We start from the raw sequence: 23,607 nt of genomic DNA, 5'->3' as shown, positions 1-23,607 counted from the left end.
CAGCGCGCCAATTTTGATGTCTTTAGCGTAAAACGTGGCGTCTTTGCTTTGGATCGCTTTGGCATCCCGGATTGCCTGATCGATTTACGCCTGAAGCACTGCCGCCACTTCGGTTTTGGTAGCCGGTGCTAGATGCTATTGCTCAAGTTTTGCCTGCGGATTCATTGGGTTATTATACCGCACCCCCTTTCAAAGCCTTGATATGACGGGGCTTTAGTAGTTTTGTACGACCCTATTTTGACCCCCCATTCAAACTTGTCAGTCTGCTTGGGGCCAAGCGGATAACAGCTGTCAATCGACGCCGGTAATCAACCACTGCCATTGTGCCTGCGTCAGTGCAAACACCGCATCGCCAATCCTGGGCCAGATAAAGCCGCCCTGATATAAACGCCGCTGACACAGCCAAACGCCAATGCCATCCCACAACAACAGCCTCAACCGATTACCCACTCGGCTGCGAAAAATAAACGCCGATCCGGCGCAGGGTGAGTGACCCAGACTCTGCTGCGCGATGGTCGACTAGCCATCCAGGCCATGCTGCACTTGTGCCCTGTAGGTATGTTGACCGGCGCCGCAGCCAACCAAATCTGTGCAGGGTAATCGGTCAAGCCAGACATTGTAAGCACTCAGCTACCCAACCCGCCGAAACCGAAGACGAAAGCGCCAGTCGATGACCGTGGCCATGGGTAAAGGCCATAGCTGCCGCCGCAGGTACCGCCACAGAAGTAGGCTCAGCCGGCCTAACCTGCCCCGGCACTAAAACCACCGGCTCTGTCACCGGCCCTTTGCGATAATCACTTAATCATGCCGTGAATGTACGAATATTGATTTCCTGCTGCGCACAATACTCGGCTTGCGACAACCTACTGCGTTACCACGCAGCAATATGCTGACGCCATTTCGCAGTAAGGTCCATAGCCACGCCTAATCAAAAAATCGTGTGCGCCTTTTAAACCACGCGATTGATTTTTTAAACAAAGCCAACACCGTAGCAGTTTATAGGGATTTTGGCTCGACGAGTCGCCAAGGCAGCAATGCCTCAAGGTCTTCGACGGTTTTGGATAGAGGTAACTGACGGAACAATGCCACAAGATAGGTGTAGGGTTCGATTTGGTTGGCTTTACAGGTTTCGATTAGCGAGTAGAGATTGGCGCTGGCCTGGGCACCAGCCACCGTGTCGCAGAATAACCAGTTACGGTGACCGACGACGAACGGGCGTATGCGTTCTCGCAGAGGTTGTTGTCGATGGGCCAGGCGCCGTTGTCGACAAAGCGGATCAGTTTCGGACATTGCGACGACAGATAATGCAAGGCCTTGCCCAGCAAACTGTCGGGCGTGACTCCATGCAGATGCGCGACCAGCAAGCCTTCGATCTTGGCCAATACCGGCTTGCTTAACTGTTGGCGCTGTTGCCCACGCTGTTCGGCACCGCGCACCGCTGCAATAGCGTTATACACCTCATAGCCGTCGCTCATGAAAACGGTGCCAGGCTGGATGCCTTCATAGAGGGGTTGCGCATGACTTCCGCCACGACCGGGCGTGTAGCTGAACAGTCGGATCGGTGGGCCGGAGTCGGTCATTTGCGCCCACAGATATACCCGGTTGCAAACAGATTCGGACCAACTCCCGTTTCGCTTCCGGATCATAAAGACATCGGCCATCTCGCCCGTGTCCTACAATCAATGGTCGCGATAAGCGAGTAGTGTGCTCCTTCATAAGTGTCCACCTGATGATAAGTGGACACTATCTTCGCTTCTTTCGATATGAAATTAGTGCTGACCGTCTTTTTTGGATCGTGACCGCTGATGCACGGGAGCTTCTGACGGAAGTAAGTGGCGAAACGGCGACAACGTCCTTGTTATCGCCGATCTGATGACTTTATACCTCGGCGCTATTCAACCAAAGATCGTGTTTGTTACATAGGCTCAATGCGTAGACCGTGCCGCTGTAGCCTGCCAGGCTGAATTCGGAAATGGCTACGGGGTCTTTGCTAGGATCGAACATATGCTCGTTCAGGAATTTGTAGTCTTTATCCAGCAGCACATGTTTGACGATGTAATGCTCGTAACCTTTCATTTCGTGCGGCGTGGTGATTTTGACGGTGGTTTTTCCGTCGGTTTTAACGACTTCAACCTCCGGCAGATGCGTCGCGGCTTTGCCGGCCCAGCGGCCTTGCGCGTCCTTGGTATAAAACACATCGCCCGGCGGTGTGGGTTGTTTGCCGGCTTCGGCCTGGGCTAGGGTTGGGGCAATGATGCCTACCGCCGCACCGGCGGCACTCAATCGAATAAAATCGCGACGTTCCATGAAAATTCCTTGTTATGGGTTAAAAGTTGTTTGCCACTGAGTGAAGTACAGTATGAATTGCTCGGCAGCGCGGTTTGAGCCGGGTTTTCTATCCTGTCAATGCAGGAAAAAACGTGCGCGGCGGCTCCGGCTCGACAGACCGCGCGACGCGTTGAAATGTATCACGATTTCGCCGGACTTTTGTCCTTGGCTTTCGCCGCCGGTTTTGCTTGGGCTTCCACCACGCCCACGGTTTCGCCTTCCACTAACAGATCCGAGGGGCTGGCGACCAAGGTATCGCTGGCCGAGATGCCTTCCAATATTTCCAGTTCGCGGCCAAAGTCACGGCCCAGTTTTACCGGACGAAACGCCACACGATGTTCCGCGTCGACCACTACCACATGCGGACCGGCTTGATCGATCACCAACACATTAGCCGGCACTACCAAGGGGCTGGATTTGCCGGCGACGTTGATCGAGATCTCGACGTAGGAGCCGGGTAGTAACTTTCCGTCCTTGTTGGGTAGGGTAATATCCACTTGCCGGGAACGATTAACCGGGTCCAACGCGCCGGCCACATGATCCACGTGGGCGCTTACCGGCTTGCCTTGCGATTCCAGCACTCTTACCGAGACTTCCTGGCCGGCCTTGATGTCGTCGGCATAGACTTGCGGCACCCAAACCGTCAACCGCAACGGGTCGGTTTGGGTTAACGCAAATAACTCCTGACTGCCGGCGACGATTAAACTGCCGACATCGACCGCCCGCCGAGTAATCACGCCGGAAAACGGGGCGACGATGCGCCGGTAGCCTTCAATATTTTCCAGGCGTTTGACATTGGCTCGCGCGGCAGAGAAATCGGCTTCGGCCTGCAGGAACGCGCTGCGTTTTTCGTCGAATTCCTGTTGGGTGCCGCTGTCGGTGCCGTTCAATTGCGTCCAGCGCTGCAGGGTGGTGCGTGTCAGTTCCAGCCGGGCTTTGACCTGGGCCAGCGCGGCGCGCGCTTGCGCCAGTTCCTGTTCCAGCTCGGGTACGTCGATGACCGCCAGCAGGTCGCCTTTCTTAACCTGATCGCCTATGGTTTTGTGCCAGGCGCTTAAGTAGCCGTTGCTGCGCGCATAGAGTTGGGTTTCGGTATTGCCGCGCAAGCTGGCAGGCAACACCAGTTTGCGGGTCGCTTCTCCAGGCCGGGAATGCGCCGCGATGACGCTGCGCTGCTGGCTGGCCGCCGTTTGCGCCTGCAAGGTTTCCTCTTGCTGGAGGTTCTGTGCCAGGCGCCAGGCGCCGGCCAGCAGGAGCAATAACAATAGCCCCAAACCCAGCCGTTTTACTACCAAAAGGGTACGGTGCGTATGGTCGGTGGACGGTCGCGCAAAGGTTGATGAAGGGATGCTATTCATATGATTTTAGGGAGTTACAAAGTTTGTGCGATGCGAAAATCGATGCGCCAGCCAGCGGTGGGTGCCGGCAAACACCAGCGGAACGAACAGTAAAGTGGATACGGTGGCAAAGGCCAGACCGCCGATCACTGCGCGGCCCAGCGGCGCGTTTTGTTCGGCGCCTTCGCCCCAGCCGATAGCCATCGGCAACATGCCGACGATCATCGCAAACGCGGTCATCAGCACCGGTCTAAGCCGGGTCGCCGCCGCTTCCAGCGCTGCCGTTACCGGCGGCACGCCGGCCGCCAGCCGGGTACGGGCAAAAGACACCAGCAAGATACTGTTGGCGGTGACCACGCCCATCGCCATGATGCTGCCGGTCAAAGCCGGGATGCTCAAGGTGGTGCCGGTCAAAAACAGAGTCCAGGCGATGCCCGCCAACGCAGCGGGCAGGGCGCTGACGATAATCATCGGGTCCAGCCAGGATTGAAAATTCACCACTAGCAGCAGGTACAGCAACACAATCGCGACGGCCAAGCCGGCAGCCAGACCGGTGAACGAACTGTTCAGGGTTTGGATCTGGCCGCGCACATTCAGCTCGACGCCGCGCGGCAGATGCTCACGCGCCTCGGTAACCAAGGTTTCGATCTCCTGACTGAGCGAGCCCAGGTCGCGGTCTTCCACGCCGGCGTAAATATCAAATACGTTGTTGGCGTTGTAGTGAGTCACCGCGGCCGGCATTACCGTGCGTTTTAGTTTGACCAGGTTGCCGAGGAGTTGCGGCTGGCCGTTGCCGCCGCCGACCGGGGTGCGCATCAAGGCATCCAGGTTATCGAAATCCAGCGGATTGCCCATCACTCCGATATTGACCGAATTGCCGTTGGCCGGATTCAACCAGAATGACGGCGCGGTTTGCATGCTGCCGCTGAGCGTCAACAACAGGTTTTGCGCCAGATCGCGGGCCGACAAACCCAGTTGTTGCAACTGCTGGCGGTTCATTTCCAGGTCCAGCGCCGGCCGATTCATGCGTTGGTAAATATGTGCATCGACGATGCCGGGGATTTGCCGCAAACGATTTTCCAAGGCGATGACCTGCGGCATGACTTCTTCCGGCTTGCCGCCGATGAACTGGATGTCGATAGGCGCGGGGACGCCGAAATTCAAGGTCTGGCTGACCTGGTCGGCGGGCTGGAAGAAAAATTCCAAACCGGGAAAACGGCCGGGTAATTCCGTGCGCAACTGTTTGATGTAATCGGCGCTCGGGGCGTGGTCGCCGGGACGTAGCGAGATCATGATCTCGGTGTCGGCGGTTTCCACGGTGCCGGAGTTACCGAATAAGGTGTTGCGGGTGCTGTAGGGGCCGCCGATAATGTCGAGCAGATCGGCGATCTCTTCGGCGGGAATAATGCTGCGAATGACTTTTTCCACCGCATCGATGTGTTGCGGCATTTCCTCGATGCGGGTGCCGGATGGTGCGCGGACGTGCAGACGAATCTGCCCGGCGTCCACCGCCGGAAACAAGTCTTCTCCCAATAGCGGGACCAAGCCCAGCGATGCCAGGCAAAAGCCTAGAATTGCCGAGCTATAGCGCAAGCGGTGTTTGAGTAAATGACTGGCCAAGATCAGATAGTGGCCGCGAAACTGTTCGAAGCCGTGCTCGAAGGCGTGATGCAGACGTTGAAAACCTCTTGCCAGTGCGTTGGTCGGCGGCGCATCGGTATGGCCGTGATGGCCGGACATCACGTACATCACCAGCGTCGGCACCAGGGTACGCGACAGAATGTAGGAAGCCAGCATCGCGAATACCACCGCTTCCGCCATCGGCACAAACAGGCTGCGCGCCACGCCGGACAGGAAGAACATCGGTACGAACACGATGCAGATGCACAATGTGGAGACCAGCGCCGGCATCGCAATTTCCGCCGCGCCGTCCAGGATGGCTTGATGCGGGTTCTTTCCCAACAGCATTTGCCGCTCGATGTTTTCGATTTCCACGGTGGCGTCGTCCACCAAAATCCCCACCGCCAATGCCAAACCGCCCATTGTCATTAGATTGATGGTTTCGCCGACAAGATACAAGGCAATCAGCGAGCACATGATAGACAGCGGTATCGATACCGCGATGATGCAGGTGGTGCGCCAGTTGCCTAGGAACAGCAAGATCATCGCGGCAGTCAAGCCGGCGGCGATCAATGCTTCATGCAACACATTGCCGATGGCGGCCTTCACGAATAGCGACTGGTCGAACATCAAGCGCATATTGATGCCATCCGGCATCAGGTCCAGCATTTTCGGAATGGTTTGCCGGACGTGTTCAACCACTTCCAGGGTCGAGGTACGACCCACCTTGAAAATTGAGGTCAAGATACCGCGTTCGCCGTTTTGCCGGGCGATGGTCGTCACCGGTGCCGCGCCATCGCGCACCGTGGCGACGTCTCGTACCAGCGTCGTGACACCGTTCACGGTGCGGACCGGCAGGTCGGCGAGCCGGGGTATCGCCGCCACCGCGCCATTCAGGCTGACGTCGTATTCGTTACTGCCGATTTTTACCGTGCCGGTGGGCAGGATCAGATTTTGCGCGGCCAGGGTATCGTTTAAATCGGCGGGCGACAGGCCGCGCGCCAACAGGGCCGGGGCATCGACATCCAGCGTAATTTGCCGGCTTTTCGCGCCGAACGGATTCGTCATTGCCACGCCGGGTTTGGATTGCAACGCGGTTCTGGCGATATTATTCACCAGATCGTTGACATCGGTTTCCGGGACGACGCTACTGGAAATGCCCAACTGCACCAACGGCAGGTCGGCGGCCGAATATTGAATGACTTGCGGCGGCGCCACATTGGTTGGTAGCGAGCGGTAAACTGAGTTGCTGCTGGACATCACCTGGGCGATGGCGGTGCGGATGTCCGTGCCCGGATGGAAAAATACTTTAACTACGGCCGCACCGCTGTAAGACAAAGATTCACTGTGTTCGATGCCGTCGATCAAGGCCATGGAGCGCTCGACCGTGGTGGTCAAGCGGTCGGCTATTTCCTTGGCGGTCATGCCGTTGTATTGCCAGAGCATCGCTACCACCGGAATATCAATGGTTGGGAAAATATCGGTGGGCATTTTCCGCAACACATAGGGTGTAGACAACAGAATCAACAGCGCCGCCACGATAAAGGTATAGGGACGGCGTAAAGCGATATTAACGATCCACATGGATTTCTCGGGAGATCCGATTGGTTAGAGAGGTCCGGCCGGTTTTAAATCTATCGTTTCGCCGGCAAAGGCAATTTCGTGTTTATGTAAGGCAATAGCTATACCAATCAATCTCCATAGGGTTTTCGATGCATAGTTCGTGGCGTGCGCTGGAGTTTGGGTGAACGTTAACAGCGCAGTTTTTGCTCGGTAGGCGTTCTGTGTTGTTGCCCTACCAGCAGGCGACAAGCAAACGCTGCTGCTTTGCTAACAGGCTGCTGTTTTGCGCGTGTTTGGAGGCGGGGAGGCAAACTGGACTATTAAGCCTTGTTGCGGTCGGGTACGTTGATCAAGTCAGCGGATAGTTCTTCCTGGTAGAGTTGGGTGATGGCTTTGGTGTCTTGGGCTTCTTCGCTTTCCTTCACCGCCGTCCGAAATCCCTTGATCGCATCGCCCAGGTCTGCGCCGACACTTTTCAGGCGTTTGGTGCCGAACACTAAAATCACAATCGCTAAAACCACTAATAGATGGGGAATACTCAAGCCCATTTTTTTGCTCCAAGATTTAAAGTTGATGGTGTTAGCTAAGCCGCTCGCCGGTATCGACTTAGCCTTGATAGAGTAGTCTCAGGCAATATAGGTGCCAACATGCGCGGCGAGCGCTGAAATACTAAGTAATGACACCTGCAGTCCAGGCACATTAACCACGCAAGCGTAAGTTGCCGAGGCGGCGAAGCAAGAGAGTAAGTCGGCAAATAGTTTGGAATCGGCTGAGTAATCAGCATGGCATCAGCAGACAGTGTTGATTTACGTGCAGGCCGTTGAGTAATTGGCCTATTTTGATTGCCGGAATGGCGGGGTTAGGATGACTCCGGCAACCGAAAAAGCCCGGATGACTGGGAAAAGCGTCATGCTGGGCAAACAACATTCGGATTTTCGCAAAACTGTTGAAATACAAACACTAAATCAACAATATCTGCTGCTGTAGAAACATTTGTGTTTCGCAAAAACGCGTAATCCCTTATTCTTACCAAGAAATACGAAGTGGCATGAACAGTGCTTAGAGCCAGTTATCTCGCTGCTATTTTCCGAGCATTTTGTCTCCATAACATTCACTTCTGCTGACCGGATCGCCGGAAGCCAGTTTGTCCCCAAAGGACTGCTGGCTTTTTTTTTGGCCTGTGCTCAGCGCAGGTGCCGGTGTGTTGACCGACTTTGGGCAGGGTAAGGCTGATTTTTGTTTGGCGTTTGCGTATTCGCAGCTCATTGGTGATACCGCTGACGAATCACTATTTTTGACATCTTAGGAAAAGATATTTCATGGAACTATTTTTGAGTGGCGGCAACGTGGCTCGCAGTAAAGGGGAAACCGTATGACATTATTGGCATTTGACGAATTGCAATTACGATCGTTGTCGCACACGGTGCGGGCCACGGCGATGGTTTTCGAGGATCCGGTTTCACGAAAGCTGTTGGAGCATATCGAGCGGATCGCGCCCAGCGATGCGACAGTGCTGATCATTGGCGAGACTGGCACCGGCAAGGAATTGGTGGCCAGGCATGTACATGCACTTAGCAAGCGCGCCAAAGGACCGTTCGGTGCTCTAAATTGCGCGGCACTCAGTGAAAATCTCATCGAAAGCGAATTGTTCGGCCACGAAAAAGGTGCGTTTACCGGCGCCTTGAATACTAAAGAAGGTTGGTTCGAAACCGCCAATAAAGGTAGTTTGTTTCTGGATGAAGTCGGCGATTTACCGCTGGGCTTGCAAGCGAAATTATTGCGAGTGCTACAGGAAAGAGAGGTAGTTAAGGTGGGCTCGCGCACGCCTTCGCCGGTGGATGTCAGAGTCATCGCTGCTACTAATGTTAATTTGGAAGAAGCGGTGGCGGCATCGCATTTTCGTGCCGATCTTTATTACCGCTTTAATGTGGCGGCCATTCATCTGTCGCCGTTACGGGAACGTCCGGGCGATATTTTGCCTTTGGCCAGACACTTTCTAAAAATCTACGGCGATAGATTGGGTTACGCCGAAATCAAGCTGTCGCCTTCCACCGAGTTGGCCTTGTTAAATTACGATTGGCCCGGCAATATTCGCGAGCTGGAAAATGCCGTACATAGGGCGTTGTTGGTCTGCCCAGGCAATCGCTTGCGTCCGGAGGACTTTAAGTTGTCGGGGGTACGGGTCTCGCAGAGCGGCCCCGTGGTTTCCACCTCTTCGCTGGAAAGTTCATTACTACGCTTGTGCGAACAAGCGCCGCCTAAGTTGTTCGATATTATCGAAGAAACCGTGATTCGTACGGCGTTCGAGTTTTGCGAAGAAAACCAGGTGCAAACCGCGCGCCTGCTGGATATTAGCCGCAATGTCTTGCGGCACAAGCTAGGGCTGTATGGCATGTTGGCCAATGGTCAGAGAAAATTGGCCGTTGCCTACGAAGAAGGCGAAGATTAATCTCCGCTAAGTTTCTGCAGGCAGCTCGCAAATGGCGAGCTGCCTGCATCAACACGCTATTTTCCAAGTGCCGGGGTAGACGTCGCCGGGCCGATGCCGACAATCTGCAGAATCGTGTCTTCGTCCTTGGCACCGTCATAATGGATTTCGTTGCCATAGTGGGTGACGAAGCTGCCAGCCGGCACCGCCTGCAAATGCGCCGGATCATAATCCGTGCCGGTGCCGGTGCCGGTGAGCTGGGTTATCCGACCGGCGATTATGTCGATATGACCGGCCAGTATTTGCCTGGCGCGTCCAAATGGAACTTTAAACTCGGTGCCGAATATTCCAAGCCGATTTTCGAGAGCAAATACATCGCGCACACCAGCTTCAATACCAACTACCAAACCGAGTTCAATAACACCGATAACCTATCGGCCTATGGCTGGGTGGCCGATAGAGCCAGAACGGACGCGGCGATCAGTATCGGTACCCGCGACAAACACTGGGACTTGAGCCTGATCGGTAAAAACATCTTCAACGATAGAAATCACGAAATTGGCTGGAATTCCTACGGGCCGGATCCTTATCCACGTTGGTTCGGTATTCAGCTAAGCGGGAAAATTTAACGGAAAAGGCCAGGCAGAAAGTTCGCTTGAGTCGGCTGGTAAGCCTAGGGTGGTACTGTTGATAGGCAGGCAGCGAGTCAGCAAGCGCTGATGGCCTTTCAACAGTTTTTCGCTCGGCGGCATTGGAATGGTGTTAGCCGGCCGTATAAATTGAATTTTAAAATTGTTATTTGAAATCAATTATTTAAATAGGCTTAATGGATGCTTTGGAGACAGTTTAGCGTCCGGTGGCATGGTCGTTGCGTTGAGCGTTACAGAAAGTTCGAATTGCGGACGTCGTCGTGGCGTTGGCTCGAATTGGTTTTTGTAACATTCGCATAGGTGAGATCGTGAAGGAAAATTTAATTTGGAGTCTGTCGGCAGACAACATTGAATCGGCGAAAGTGCCGCTGCACATCAGCAATCGGCGTGGTTTGTCGGTATGCGTGGCGATGGCCATAGCGGGTGGTTCAATGCTGATTGCTAGCGATGCGACTGCCCAAACGGCGTCGGTCAAAAAAAGCGCGAAAAAGACCGGTAATAAAGCGGTTGCCGACACCAAAGTGAACGATTTACAAGCGCAGGTCGAACGCTTGAGCCGGGAATTGGAAGCCTCAAAACGGCGCGAGCAGGATTTACTTAAAAGAGGCGTGGCGGTCGCGCCGGCGACTGGTATTACCGATCCGGCTGCGCAAACCAGTCAGGAGCCGGACAATGCCGTAGCCGCCGCTGAGCCTGAGCCTGAGCCGGAAGAGAAGGCCGATGAGCCGCAAAACCTGTCTGAAGTGGTCGTAACGTCTCGGCGTAAGGAAGAGAAATTACAGGAAGTGCCGATTCCGGTGGCGGTGATTAACCGGGAAACGCTGGAACGCGACAACGTGGTGTCGGTACAGGATTTTTCGCGGCGTGCGCCCAACCTCGGGGTTACCTCTGCCAATGCCCGGCAAACCAGTATTGCTTTGCGTGGTTTGGGTAAAAACAGCGGCAACGAATCCATGGAGCCAAGTGTCGGGGTGATGGTGGATAACGTCTGGCGGGCATGGACGGGTGCGGCGTGGGCCAACTTTGCGGATTTGGATCAAGTGGAAGTGTTGCGCGGCCCTCAAGGTACGCTGCAAGGTAAAAACAGTAACCTGGGTTTGCTCAACATTACTACCAAAGCGCCGTCATTCAAGAACAGTTACTACGTGGATGGTTTTGCCGGGAATCGTGACGCGCTGCAAGGCAAATTTGGGGCTACCGGTACCATCTTGCCTGGCTTGTTGGCGTATCGAGCATCCGGTTTTATCGATAAGCGCGATGGCTTTGTGAAAAATTTGGATGTGCATCGTAGCGAGGGTGATTTGGGCGAGACCAATGCATTGGGTGGCCGGCTGCAGTTTTTGTTTACGCCTAGCGAAGTACTTAGCGCCAAGGTAATCGTCGATAAAACTGCCTCCACTCAGACCATGAGTGTGCAACCGCTTACTGCCGACCCAACTCGGTTTGATACCGGGGCTACGCGCAACACGACCTTTAGTACGCGTCTGGCGCGGGATTGGTTTAATACCTTGACTACCAATGGCCAAGCAATCACGGTAATTGGCGACCCGAGAGCGATGGCCAATAACGAAAGACGCCAGTCGCGCGGCGACGGTTCCGGGGTATCGGCGGAAATCAACTGGGATGTGCTGGGACATCGCTTTACCTCGGTTTCCTCCTACCGGGATGCGCTGTTCGAACCTAACCATGATGGCGACGGTTCAACGGCCGATATCGAACGGATCTCCGGTTGGACGGTTAAAAACGAACAGTGGTCGCAGGAGCTTAGGCTGGCGTCTAAAGACCCTGGGCCAATCGATTACCAATTCGGGGTGTTTGCAATGCGCGCTATCGCCAATACCTTTAACCAACGACTTTTTGGTGTCGATGCCGGCGCTTTTTATGCCAGCGATAGCCAGTACAGCCTGTTGAATGCCAGTCCGGCGTCCAGGCAATTATTGGCCGCGTCTATGCGCGACACCATGCTGACGCAAAACGTGGTGCCGGCCACTGACAGCTATGCCGGTTACGGTCAGATCAACTGGCATGCTACTGATGATGCGACCTTGACCTTGGGCTTGAGAGATACCTTCGAACGCAGGGAAAACACTGGCTATAGCCGGAATTTGGGAGGTGTGGATTTAGACGCTTTGGGTGCCTCCGTAGGTGCCAATGCCGCGCAGATTGCTGCGGCGAAGGCTATCCGAAGCAATCGTTTGGGCCCGGAATGGGATGCGGCGCGGCAAGGTTTTGATCAAAACTCGCAAAACTGGTTAATCAACCCTAGCTACAAAGTCAACAAAGACCTGATGGTCTACGGCTCGGTGGCAGGTGGTCAAAAATCCGGTGCCGCGCAGTTCAATTTCAACACCGGGGCTACGGAAAACGTCAAGCCGGAAGATGTGATGGACTACGAATTTGGTGTCAAGAGCACTTGGCTGGATCGTAAGCTAGTGTTCAACGTCAACTTATACCAAACCGATATTCAAAGTTTCCAATCGCAGTTGGTGAAGGCCGATCCGTTGCGCTCAGGGCAGTTCTTGTCGCAGCTCGGCAATATCGGCGGTATCCAACTGCGCGGTATCGAGTTGGAAACCAATTGGGATATTACCCAAGGTTTGAACGTGTTCTTAAACGGTTCGTATAACAAAGCCATATATACCGACTTTGCCAATGCGCCGTGCCCGCCGGAAGCGAATAGCAGCGGATTTTGCGATCAAACCGGTAAAACCATCCCGAATGCGCCGGCCTTTACCGCCAATTACGGTGTCGATTATCGTGCACCACTGACCTTTGGTTACGGTAATGACTACGGCTTGCAATGGCATGCCTATTTGATCGACAGCTTTAAATCCGCAGCCAACTACAACGCCAGTTTGTCGCGCTACGGTAAGCAGGATGCCTATCACGTCACCGACGGCGGGATTGGCGTGGGTACCAAAAATGGTAAGTACAACCTGGATCTGGTGGGTCGGAATATTTTCGACACTATTTACTTCACCAATGCCAGTAACTTTTCCAGCACCAGCGCGGCGAGTGCGTCTTACGGCGATGCGCGCTACTACGGGGTGCACTTTAGAGCCAAGTTCTAATGGTTACACTCGCCGGACGGCTAGACCGCCGTCCGGCAAACTGATTTATCGAAACATTTGCAAAGGAAATACTTATGTTATTTAAACACTTCTATTTACTGGGATTTAGCGCGTTGATTTATGCGGCGGCGGCTAGTGCGGACGACCCGGTTACCCCGGCTATTCCCGGCGTTGCCGCCGGCGGTGTGGTAGCCGAGCTGATCAAAGACGGCTTTAACGGTACCGAGGGACCTATCGGCTATAGCGACGGCAGTTTATTGTTCACCGAAACCCAAGCCAACAGAATTATACGTATCGGTACGGACGACAAAGTCTCGACGTTTTTGGAAAATTCCAATGGCGCCAACGGCCTGGCGTTAACGCCCGACGGCGAAATTGTCGCGGTACAAACCGTCAAAACCAAAGTCGGTGTGGTTTACCCGGCCAATAAGAAAAATACCTTGGCCGAAAATTATCAAGGCACGGCATTTCAACGACCCAACGACTTAGTGCGCGCCAGCAACGGCGGTATCTACTTTACCGATAGCGGTACACGGCCGAGCAAGGAAAATCCTAATCCGCCGCCATCACATCCCGGCGTGTTTTATATTTCACCCGGCGGCGAGCTGAAACAATTGGCGACCGACATTGCACGGCCCAACGGTATTCAATTAAGCAGGGACGAAAAAGTCTTGTACGTCGCCAATACCCCAGGCGAACACACCCTGGCTTACGATATTGCTGCGGATGGCTCGATTCAGAATCGGCGCAATTTCGCCAAACTGGACGGTTGGAAAAAAGGCGAAGACGGCACGTGGTCCAGCGGTGCCGACGGCATTGCATTGGATGACGAAGGCAGGTTGTATGTTGCCTCCAACGCCGGCGTAGAAATCATAAGCGCTAAAGGTGAGAGCCTGGGAGTGATTCCATTACCCAAAAAGCCGCAGAATCTGGCGTTTGCGGGTATTGATAAGAAAACCCTGTATGTCGTCGGTCGCGGCGCGGCCTATAAAATTCCGTTGCTGACTGCGGGTATTAGAAGTCGGCCGAAATAGCGAATTTGACGAAGTATCTCAATCGGCCCTTAAAGCGGGACTTAAGGGCCCCCAGCATTTCATCAAGCTCTCGTGGTGAGAACCTCTAACGGGCAAGGATTGATCCTTAGCCCGTTTTTTTGTCCGGCGTTTTGGCCGGCCGCCAAGTGGTGCAGATGCGGAAGTTACAGCGTTCCTGCTTGACCTATCTGCACGCCTCCTTGCTATAGATCCAAGCAACTTTATTAACCTCAAATACTACTCACCTTTATGCACTTGAAGGTATCGACGAAGGGCCAATCAGCTCAGGCTTCGACCAACGCAGCAGAAATAAATCCGGCCGGACTAATCAACGGTTGGGGTGGTGCTAGCCCAGCAACAGGGCATGTTGCGACCCTGCTGAATTTCCACCAGTTGCTTGGGCCGCACTTGCATATTGAGGGATTTATCAAGTGTTATCGAGAGTGCTGCTAAATAAATATCACTTTTTAAATCAATGAGTAACAGGATTATGATGGTTTTTAATGACGGATATTTTTCGAGTGGCATGCTAGTTGCTTTTTACCCAATGAGGAACCTTATTCAAGCGCGATAAACCGTGCAGTTAGCAACTAATAACAGGAAGACATAGCAATGAAAAACACGACCACAGCGGCTCTTTTAGCTCTGATCTTGGCGGCTCCAGTCGCTTTTGCCGCCGACGCGGACGCCGGTAAAAAAACCGAGGCGCCAGCCGCACGGCCTTATACCTATAAAACGCCAAAACTGAATCGCGCGGAAATCGATGCCTTACTCGCCAAGCCTGAGCAAGTATTGATTATCGATGTGCGCCGTCCTGATGAGATCAGCAAGATCGGTACCTTTCCCGTCTATTTGAACGTACAAATCGCTGAACTGGATAAGGCATTGCCGTTTATCCCTAAAGAACGCTCGATTGTCACCGTGTCGAATCACGCCGGCCGGGCCGGTAAATCCGGGGATTTACTGGCTGAAAAGGGTTTCAAAGTAGTAGGCGCGATAGGTTCGCAAAACTATGAAGAAGAGGGCGGCAAGATTACCAAAATTGTCCCGCCCGCGCCTAAGCCCGAAGAGCATGCCAAAGAGCAAGAGCAAGAGCACAGCAAAGGCCATAAGCATAAAGGTTAATTTCCGAATGAGGTTGGGTTAAGCCCCGGCTTCGTTCCATCAAGCTGTCATTTTGGAGGAATTCAATGAAAATCAAACTATATTGCGCGGTGGTCTGGGGATTGGCACTGGCACTTTCCGACGCAGCCCAGGCAGCAGAGGAGAAACCGGCCACCGAAGCCGCTGCCCCCGCCGGACAAACCAAATCCAAGCTGTGGTCATATCAACCGGTCAAAGCGCCTGCCGTGCCTGACGTGCAGCAGAAAGATTGGGTGAGAACCCCTATTGATGCGTTCGTGTTGGCACCGCTGGAAGCCAAGGGCATCAAACCTTCACAGGATACCGACCGCGCGTCGTTCATCCGCCGGGCCACGCTGGATGTGTGGGGCGTCATTCCCACTCCGGAAGAAGTTGATGCATTTGTTAACGATAAATCGGCCGATGCCTACGAAAAACTGGCGGACCGCTTGCTGGCTTCGCCGAAATACGGCGAGCGCCAAGGGCGCAAATGGCTGGATTTGGCACGTTATGCCGACAGTACCGGTTTTCAAAACGATAATGATCGCTTGAACATGTGGCGTTACCGCGATTACGTGATCAATTCATTTAATCAGGACAAGTCGTACAGCAAATTCATTCAAGAACAATTAGCCGGCGACGAATTGTGGCCGGGCGACGAACAAGCTTTGGTTGCTACCGGCTTCATGGCACAATTCCCGGATAACAGCAACTCCCGCGACTTGGTACAGCGCAAATACCAAATTACCACGGATATTACCGATACCGTGGGCAAGGTAGTGTTGGGCCAAACCGTGGAATGTGCGCGTTGCCATAACCACAAATTCGACAAGATCAGCCAGAAGGATTATTTCTCGCTGCAGTCGTTCTTTGCCAATGTCGCACCGGTAGACAACATCCCCGCGAAGAAAGGCGAAGTGGAAAAAGCCTACGAACAACAGTACGCCAAATGGGAAGAGGCGACTAAAGATATTCGCGCCAAGAAAAAAGCCATTATCGATACGCACAGGGAAGAGGCGCTTAAATATCACAAGGAACGTTATTTGACCGACTCGCGGGAAGCGATCTTCAAACCTAAAGAGCAGTGGAACGCCCGTGACCGTTGGGTCAACCATCGTTTGGCTAATGTGACCGACGAAGGTAGCATGGAATCGTATTTCCGCGAAAAAGGCGAAAGTACCGATGCCAAAACCCGCGATCCAAAGATTGCCGAGCAATGGGCCGAGTTGGAAAAACTGGATAAAGAACTTAAAAAATTCAACGATCTGAAACCCACCACGTCCTCCAACACCATTTCGGCGATGACCGAACTGGGTCATCCGGATGCGCCGCCTAGCTATGTATTTGCGGTAGGCGATCACGAAAAACCGCTGGAAGAAGTGCAGCCGGCGTTCCCGGAAGCGATTACCGACGAAAAACCGGATATCAAACCGCTGCCATTCTCCTCCGGTCGCCGGACAGCGTTGGCGAAATGGATTACCAGCCCGACCAATCCCTTGACCGCTCGGGTATATACCAACCGGATTTGGGACCAGTATTTCGGTAAAGGCATCGTCACCACGGTCAGCGATTTCGGAAAAGCCGGCCAAAAGCCGACGCATCCCGAGTTACTGGATTACCTGGCCTCCAAATTCGTCAACGACGGCTGGAGCGTGAAGCAACTGCACCGTGAAATCCTGCTGTCCAGCGTTTATAGCCAATCGTCCGATTATCGGGAAGATGTGGCGCAAGCCGACGGCGAAAATCAGTTACTGGCAGTGTTTCCACGCCAACGTCTGGAAGCCGAGCAGGTCAGGGATTCCTTGTTAGCCGCGGCGGGAAAACTGGAAGAGAAAGTGGGTGGGCCTAGTGTTTACCCACCGTTGCCAAAAGCGATTAACACCGCCAGCGGTAACTTCCAAGGCGATCCTGCCTGGAAAACCTCCAAGGATGTTCACGATCAGAATCGCCGCAGTTTATACATTTTTACCCGGCGCAGTATCCCGTACCCAATCCTGGATTCTTTCAATATGGCATCGCCGCAGGAAGCGCACAGCAAACGCGAGGTAACCACCACGCCGTTGCAAGCCCTGACCCTGTACAACAGCGAGCTGATTTTCGACTGGTCTAAATCCCTGGCGGGTCGGGTAATCAACGAGGCGGGTGAAGATGAAGAAGATCGGATCGGCAGACTGTATCAAATCTTGTTTGCGCGGCAACCGAACGATAACGAGAAAGAATCGCTGCAGGCCTTCTTGAATGAACAAGAAGCCATCATTCGCGCCAAGGCAGCGGATGGTAAGTTTGAAGTGAATGTGCCGGCCGGCGTTAAGGACAAGCCGCTGGGTGACCCTGTTAGAGCCGCCGCATTCGTGGATTTGGTCCACGTCGTCGCCAACTCCAATGAGTTCATCTACCGGTTTTAACGATTCATACGACTCGGTTTAAGTGGGCGTCTGCCAAATCGGTAGGCGCCTTACCCAACCCGAAGCAGTTGCCGACACAAAATACTATTCAAGAGGTTTAGATAATGAACAACAAATCACGTCGCGATTTTTTAATAAAAACCGGCTATGGCTTGGGCGGCTTGGCTGTTAGTGGTTTTCTGCCTGGTGGCGGCGTAATCGCTACGGCATTGGCTGATGATCCGGCTTTGCAAGCGCTGGCCGGTGCCAACCCTTTAGCACCCAAAGCGCCGCATTTTGCGGCTAAAGCCAAAACCGTCATCTGGCTGCATATGTCCGGTGCCCCCAGCACGCTGGATTTGTACGACTACAAACCCCAATTGGTCAAACAAGCCGGTACCGGTATTCCCGCGTCGTTTTTGCAAGGTATCAAAACCAGTACCCAAGGCGGTATCACCAAATTGATCGCCACCAAACGTGACTGGAAACAGCACGGGCAAAGCGGCGCCTGGTTTTCCGATTGGCTGCCCAATCTGGCGGAACATGCTGACGACCTGGCATTTATTAAATCCAGCGTCACAGTCGGTGCGACCCACGATATTTCCATCATGAAGCTGAACACCGGCGGTTTAAACCCCGGCCGGCCAACGCTGGGTGCATGGGTGCAATATGCCCTGGGCTCGGCGAACCCAAATCTGCCGGCCTACGTGGTGTTGTACAACGACAAACGCGAACCACGCGGCGGTGTGACCAACTGGGAATCCGGCTTTTTACCCGCGGTTTACCAAGGTACGCCGTTCCGTCCCGGCAATTCGCCGATTCTGCATTTGAACAACCCGGAATATCTGGCTAACGCGGAAAAACGCCATGCCCTGGACTTGTTGAAACAGATTAATCAACAGCATGCGGCCAACTATCCAACCGATAGCGAACTGCAAGCCCGCACCGAATCCTACGAGCTGGCCTACCGCATGCAGGAAACTGCGCCGGAAGCGGTTGACTTCAGTAAGGAGTCTGATGCCACCAAAGCGCTGTATGGCTTGAACGACGAAATCACCCGCCCGTACGGTGAGTTGTTGTTGCGTGCCAGACGCTTGACCGAACGCGGTGTGCGTTTCGTGCAAGTCGTATCCGGCCCGACCGACATCAAAGGCGACAGCCGCGATTGGGACGCGCACCAAAACATCGAAGACAACCACAGCAAGCATTCAAGAATTATCGACAAACCAATCGCCGGTTTGTTGAAAGATTTGAAAGCCAAAGGATTGCTGGATGACACCCTGGTGGTGTGGACTTCCGAGTTCGGCCGTACCCCATGGAGCGAATCCGGCGATGGCCGCGACCACAACCCTTGGGGCTACACCCAATGGATGGCGGGCGGCGGCGTCAAAGCCGGCTACACGTATGGCGGCACCGACGAGCTGGGCGTGCAAGCCATCAAAGGTACCGAGGTGGACACCTACGACTTGCATGCCACGGTGTTGAACCAGTTGGGTCTGGATCACTTGAAACTGATTTACAAGTATCAAGGCCGTTCGGAACGTCCAACCGTGGTGTACGGCAAAGTGATCAAGGAATTGATTGCTTAAGGTCGGGCTTTAACAGCTTACCCGAAGGCTCGGCGCTTTCGGGTAAGCGATTCGCCGAACCGGCTATTTGCCGGGGCAAGGCGAATTTGAATCAATGTGGACATCTCTGAAATTCCTTCTTTATCAAACAGGGCGTTAGGACGACGCTGGCAGGTGAGCGTTTATCCCGGCAAGGAGGCTGGGGCCAATGGATGGCAAACCGGATATCTCCCAGTAATACGCGAAGCCAGGCCTTTGTGGGGGCCTTGGGTGACAGTGGGTCGTTTGAGTCCTGTTTGGCGAAGAGGGAATTTTAGAGATGTTCCGAGAACATGCGGGTAATGCCGCGACAGGGTTAACGATATGCGAAAGACGATTTACCTTTTCGGAATTGGGTTGGTTCTCAGCAGCAGCGCGGTGATTGCCGAAAGCGAATTTGATTTCGAAGAGTTAATGAATGATGTGGAAACCAAAATTCAGGAAGTGCAAAACAATATTGCCGCCAAGGACGCCAACACCGCGGTAACCCAAGCCAAGCAATTACAGGATGAATTCAAGCTGGTTGAAGGATTTTTTGCCAAGCGTGGCAACGCCGACGATGCCACGCATAACGCCAAGGAATATCAGGACAAGGCGGCGAATATTCAGAATGCGCTGGCTGCCGGTGATTTCGATACGGCTGCCGTTGCCGCCAATGACTTTTCCAAACAATGCCGCGGCGCCTGCCACGACAAATACAAACCCCTCTAATTGAAGAATGATGAAAAACTTATTTTTGAAAAGCCTGCTGCCTGCCGTCTTTGCTTTGCCGGTGATGGCCGCGCTCCCGGAAGGCCACCCGGCCCCGGATTTTCAAGCGCAAGCCTCCCTGGCCGGCAAGGCGTTTAATTACACGCTGGAAGACGCTTTGAAAAAAGGCCCGGTGGTGGTGTATTTCTATCCGTCTGCTTATACCGGCGGCTGTAATCTGCAGGCGCATAGTTTTGCGGTCAATCACGAAAAATTTGCCGCTGCCGGCGCCAGCATCGTCGGTGTCTCGCTGGATAGCATCGAACGCCTGAACGACTTTTCCGCCGACCCCAATTATTGCGCCAGCAAGTTTCCGGTGGCATCCGATGCCGACGGCAAAATTTCCGGCAATTACGATATTGCTGTGAAAGCCGCTGCGCCGGGTAAAACCGACAGCCGGGGCGTGGAAATCAACCACGGCTTTGCCGAGCGCACCACTTTTGTGATCACGCCGAACGGCAAAATTGCTGCGACCTTGGGCGGTTTGAAGCCGGAAGAAAATGTCGCCAAAGCGTTGGAAATCGTCGAAAAGCTTGCCGCTGATCGACCGAAGGCGAACTAGGCATGGAGTTTTGCCGTTGGCTAAGTGCTGTAAGGTCCGACACCAAACCCGGCAGAGCAAGGGTTCATTGGCGCCGCCGCAGTCCGTGGCTGGCCGTCAGTACCTTTGCCTTGCTGGCCTCGGCGAAAACCGTATTGGCCGAGCAGAGCGCTGAGCTTGCCTTACAGCGTATCGGCAGCGGCAACCCGGTCGCCGGAAAACATAAGGCGGCTGACGAACGTTGCCAGGAATGTCATGGCGAGGACGGCAACAGCGGCGATGTCAGAATCCCCAGCCACGCCGGCCAATACGCCGGTTATTTGGTTAAGCAGCTCAGCGATTTTAAATCCGGCGCCCGCAGCCACGAGATTATGAATGTGATGGCTGCCGATCTGACGCCAGAAGATATGGCCGACATCGCCGCTTATTTTGCCAGCCAACAAATCATGCGCGGCGAGCGGATTGCTGACAATCCACTGGCTAAAAATTTATTTGTAAACGGCGATGCAGCGCGGGATTTACCCGCTTGCGCTAGTTGCCACGGCGAAAACGGTAAAGGCAAAGTGGTGGATAACGTCATTTACCCGGTGATAGGCGGACAACGCCGGGTTTATCTACGCAGCCAGTTGACCAATTGGAAGCTGGGCGAACGCAAAAACAGCCCGGAAGCGGTGATGAACAAGGTCGCCAAGTCTTTAAACGACGACGAATTGAATGCCTTAGTCGAATACCTATCGGGATTGTAAACAGATGAGTGTGCCGCCGGAAGCTTATTCCCATCCTTTTTACGGAGTTGATATGAAACGATTTTTTCTGGGTAGCGCACTATCGCTGTTAGTGGCGTTCTCGGCGCTGGCCGGCTTGTAAGAGGGCGATAACGCGCCGGATTTCGAAACCCACGCCTCGTTTGCCGGCAAGCCGTTTGCCTATTCCTTGAAGGAAGCGCGCGGCAAGGGTCCGGTGGTGGTGTATTTCTATCCGACTGCTTACGGGCGCGGCTGCAATATTCAGGCAAGAACCTTTGCGATCAATCACGCCAAATTCGCCGCCGCTGGTGCGACCATCGTTGGCGTGTCTTTGGACAGTATCGAGCGGTTGAACGAGTTTTCGGCCGACCCTGACTACTGCGCCAGCAAATTTCCAGTCGCCTCGGATGTGGACGGCAAGATTGCCAATGCTTACGGCTTGAGTGTGGATGAATCGAAAACCCGGCGCTTGGACAGCCGCGGCTTGCAAGTCAATCACGGTGCCATCGCTCGGACCACGTTTGTGGTCGCTGCGGACGGCAAGATCGTCGCCAGCGTCGGCGACTTGCAACCCGCCGAAAATGTCGAAAAGGCCTTGGAGATTGTGCAAGGTTTGGGTAAGTCCGCGCAGGCGGGTCAATAAGGGTTTAAGGAAGTGTGCAGTAGGGGGCGAAGTGCAAAGTTATTTTCAACGGATAGTGTCATCAACAAAAAGGCGTTTAAGAGGGCGGCAATGAAGAAGTCTTTGAATTGGTTGTTATATGAAACCCACCGCTGGCTGGGGGTGGTGTTGGCTTTGTTCATGTTTTTCTGGTTTTTCACCGGCATCGCGATTATCTATTCGACGCCGACCACGCAAAGCCGCAGTCAGCAATTGGCGCACGCGGAAAGCCTAGCACCGGAAGCAGGCTGGTTGAGCTTGGGCGAAGTCTGGGAGCGCAGTGCCGAGCAGCGCAAGCTGTTTGCCGCGCAACATCAATCCAAGCCTGCCAACATGGGTGAACATGGCGGTCAGGCAAAAGCCGAGGAGGCTGGTAATGGCGCCGAAGCGGCTGTTGGTATAGCCGATGCCCACTTGGTAAGGCATCACGATGAGCCGTTTTGGCTGGTGGAAGATACCAAAGGCGCGCGTTTTGCGCTTTCCGCACTGGACGGCAGCTTGCGCGAAACTTTGGTGGAGCAGGCGCTACGCATCGCCGACGACTGGTTCAAACGCGAGGGTATTAATCAGAATTTGCAAGTAGTGGAAACGGTCGAATCGCCCATTATTCTGCGCAATCAGGAGGCTTTGCGACCGTTTCATCGGGTGGCTAGCGACGACGGCGACGAATTGTTGATTTCGGCGCGTACCGGCGAAGTCCTGCATGCCTCGACCCGTGTCGATAGGGCGTTTTACTACGCCGGCAATTGGCTGCATTTATTCAAACCACTGGAGGCCATTGGCTTGGGGCAATATCGCCACGACGTGCAACTGTGGTCCGGATTGGGCGCGACCATCGCGTGCATCACCGGTTTGATTATCGGGTGGCTGCGCTGGCGGCCGGGTTTTAACGGCAAGCCCACGTACTCGCAAGGCCGCACGCAACCGTACCGGGAGTTTTGGTTTAAATGGCATTTCTGGAGCGGTTTGATCGGCGGGACCGTGGCGCTGTCCTGGGCGCTGAGCGGATTTATCGACACTAATCCCGGCAAATTATTTTCCGAAGCCAATCCGACTCGGCAAGAGCTGAACAGATATTTGGGCAAGGTGTTACCCGACGCGATGCGTAATTGGCAGCCCGGCCAGCTTAATACGGCTCAGGGTAAGGACATTGTTGAATTGGCTTGGCGGCGCTTGGGCGGCGATGCGGTGTTATTGGCCTACGGCCGCGATGGTCAGAGATTGCCGCAAGCGGTGGATGGGGCGGTTCAGCAATTCAATAAGGTTTCGGTAACCGAGGCGATTTTACGTGTGTCGCAAGATACGCCCATCGCCAGCCAGGAATTGCTGGACGACTACGACAGCTATTATTATCCCCGCCATCATCAAAGCTTGGTGGAAAAGCCCTTGCCGGTGGTCGTGGTAGAGCTGGCTGACGCAGCCGGCACCCGGTTTTATCTGGACCCGCAAGACGGTCGCTTACTCGCCAAATTGGATCGCAGCCGCAGAGTTTATCGCTGGCTGTATTCGGGATTGCATCATTGGGATTTCGGTTGGCTGTATCACCGGCCGATCTGGGATGCCTGGATGTTGACCTGGGTGGGTTTCGGTTTGGTACTGGGCGCCAGTTCGCTGGTGGTCGGTTGGAAAAGGCTGGTCAAAACCTTTAAACCGAAAAAGCGCAAGGTGGCCGGACCGCAGTCGGTGCTGGAACTGGCTACGGAAACCCGTAATTAAGATGTTGCCTGGCTAAATACTCGGTAACGCCAAGGACAATTGGCGTTAC

At 54.1% G+C, this 23,607-nt stretch carries 17 protein-coding genes and 2 pseudogenes; 12 read left to right on the top strand and 7 right to left on the bottom strand.

All coding sequences use genetic code 11. The annotated features are described in order from the left end of the window. Positions 1-291: 291 nt before the first annotated feature. From tnpB to EBA_RS11950, 6 genes and pseudogenes are all read right to left on the bottom strand, one after another. Complete coding sequence (tnpB, locus tag EBA_RS11980) at positions 292-465, bottom strand: IS66 family insertion sequence element accessory protein TnpB (protein WP_229427876.1); 174 nt, start codon at positions 463-465, stop codon at positions 292-294. Positions 466-996: 531 nt separating this feature from the next. Further along, positions 997-1,652 (bottom strand): annotated as a pseudogene (locus EBA_RS11970) (IS66 family transposase); the annotation flags it as partial. 226 nt (positions 1,653-1,878) lie between these two features. Continuing rightward, positions 1,879-2,307: a desulfoferrodoxin family protein gene (locus EBA_RS11965; RefSeq protein ID WP_192374927.1), complete on the bottom strand. Its 429-nt coding sequence runs from the start codon at positions 2,305-2,307 to the stop codon at positions 1,879-1,881. A 161-nt stretch (positions 2,308-2,468) separates the two neighbouring features. Beyond that, positions 2,469-3,686: an efflux RND transporter periplasmic adaptor subunit gene (locus EBA_RS11960; RefSeq protein WP_192374926.1), complete on the bottom strand. Its 1,218-nt coding sequence runs from the start codon at positions 3,684-3,686 to the stop codon at positions 2,469-2,471. Between the two features lie 6 nt (positions 3,687-3,692). Next, a complete protein-coding gene (locus EBA_RS11955; RefSeq protein WP_192374925.1) occupies positions 3,693-6,869 on the bottom strand; it encodes an efflux RND transporter permease subunit in 3,177 nt (1,058 codons plus the stop codon). Between the two features lie 299 nt (positions 6,870-7,168). Continuing rightward, positions 7,169-7,396 (bottom strand): Sec-independent protein translocase subunit TatA, encoded by a 228-nt coding sequence (locus tag EBA_RS11950; RefSeq protein ID WP_192374924.1) that lies wholly within the window; start codon positions 7,394-7,396, stop codon positions 7,169-7,171. Between the two features lie 824 nt (positions 7,397-8,220). Here EBA_RS11950 and EBA_RS11945 point away from each other — a divergent pair. The 4 genes from EBA_RS11945 to EBA_RS11930 all read left to right on the top strand — a co-directional run bounded on the left by EBA_RS11945 (position 8,221) and on the right by EBA_RS11930 (position 14,031). Further along, complete coding sequence (locus tag EBA_RS11945; RefSeq protein ID WP_192374923.1) at positions 8,221-9,297, top strand: sigma-54 interaction domain-containing protein; 1,077 nt, start codon at positions 8,221-8,223, stop codon at positions 9,295-9,297. A 140-nt stretch (positions 9,298-9,437) separates the two neighbouring features. Beyond that, entirely contained in the window at positions 9,438-9,905 is a 468-nt protein-coding gene (locus EBA_RS11940) for a TonB-dependent receptor (protein WP_225616197.1), read from the top strand. 329 nt (positions 9,906-10,234) lie between these two features. Then, the gene (locus EBA_RS11935) at positions 10,235-12,997 is read left to right on the top strand and encodes a TonB-dependent receptor (RefSeq protein ID WP_229427840.1); all 2,763 of its coding nucleotides are present in this window, start codon (positions 10,235-10,237) and stop codon (positions 12,995-12,997) included. Positions 12,998-13,071: 74 nt separating this feature from the next. Continuing rightward, positions 13,072-14,031 carry an SMP-30/gluconolactonase/LRE family protein gene (locus EBA_RS11930; RefSeq protein ID WP_192374922.1) on the top strand — a complete coding sequence of 320 codons (960 nt, stop codon included), beginning with the start codon at positions 13,072-13,074 and terminating at the stop codon, positions 14,029-14,031. Positions 14,032-14,355: 324 nt separating this feature from the next. On the opposite strand, the gene EBA_RS11925 is transcribed toward EBA_RS11930, so the two are convergent. After that, positions 14,356-14,559: a hypothetical protein gene (locus EBA_RS11925; protein ID WP_192374921.1), complete on the bottom strand. Its 204-nt coding sequence runs from the start codon at positions 14,557-14,559 to the stop codon at positions 14,356-14,358. A gap of 84 nt (positions 14,560-14,643) precedes the next feature. On the opposite strand from EBA_RS11925, the gene EBA_RS11920 reads away from it, so the two are divergent. The 8 genes and pseudogenes from EBA_RS11920 (at position 14,644) to EBA_RS11885 (ending at position 23,558) form a co-directional block, all read left to right on the top strand. Beyond that, positions 14,644-15,156, top strand: coding sequence for a rhodanese-like domain-containing protein (locus EBA_RS11920; protein WP_192374920.1), 513 nt, complete (start codon positions 14,644-14,646; stop codon positions 15,154-15,156). Positions 15,157-15,221: 65 nt separating this feature from the next. Then, a complete protein-coding gene (locus EBA_RS11915) occupies positions 15,222-17,558 on the top strand; it encodes a DUF1549 and DUF1553 domain-containing protein (protein WP_192374919.1) in 2,337 nt (778 codons plus the stop codon). Positions 17,559-17,662: 104 nt separating this feature from the next. Continuing rightward, positions 17,663-19,126, top strand: a complete 1,464-nt coding sequence (locus EBA_RS11910; RefSeq protein ID WP_192374918.1) for a DUF1501 domain-containing protein — start codon at positions 17,663-17,665, stop codon at positions 19,124-19,126. A gap of 375 nt (positions 19,127-19,501) precedes the next feature. Then, on the top strand, positions 19,502-19,855 hold the full coding sequence (locus EBA_RS11905; RefSeq protein WP_225616194.1) for a hypothetical protein: 354 nt from the start codon (positions 19,502-19,504) through the stop codon (positions 19,853-19,855). A 7-nt stretch (positions 19,856-19,862) separates the two neighbouring features. Then, the gene (locus tag EBA_RS11900; protein WP_225616191.1) at positions 19,863-20,456 is read left to right on the top strand and encodes a peroxiredoxin; all 594 of its coding nucleotides are present in this window, start codon (positions 19,863-19,865) and stop codon (positions 20,454-20,456) included. 2 nt (positions 20,457-20,458) lie between these two features. After that, on the top strand, positions 20,459-21,181 hold the full coding sequence (locus EBA_RS11895; protein WP_192374916.1) for a c-type cytochrome: 723 nt from the start codon (positions 20,459-20,461) through the stop codon (positions 21,179-21,181). A gap of 133 nt (positions 21,182-21,314) precedes the next feature. Continuing rightward, positions 21,315-21,824: pseudogene (locus EBA_RS11890) on the top strand (peroxiredoxin); the annotation flags it as partial. A 90-nt stretch (positions 21,825-21,914) separates the two neighbouring features. Then, positions 21,915-23,558 (top strand): PepSY domain-containing protein, encoded by a 1,644-nt coding sequence (locus tag EBA_RS11885; protein WP_192374915.1) that lies wholly within the window; start codon positions 21,915-21,917, stop codon positions 23,556-23,558. Positions 23,559-23,607: the final 49 nt, after the last annotated feature.

Source organism: Methylomonas albis, from assembly GCF_014850955.1.
Classification (GTDB): domain Bacteria; phylum Pseudomonadota; class Gammaproteobacteria; order Methylococcales; family Methylomonadaceae; genus Methylomonas; species Methylomonas albis.
Note: the sequence above shows the minus strand (reverse complement) of the source record. Positions and strands in the feature narration are given on the sequence as shown.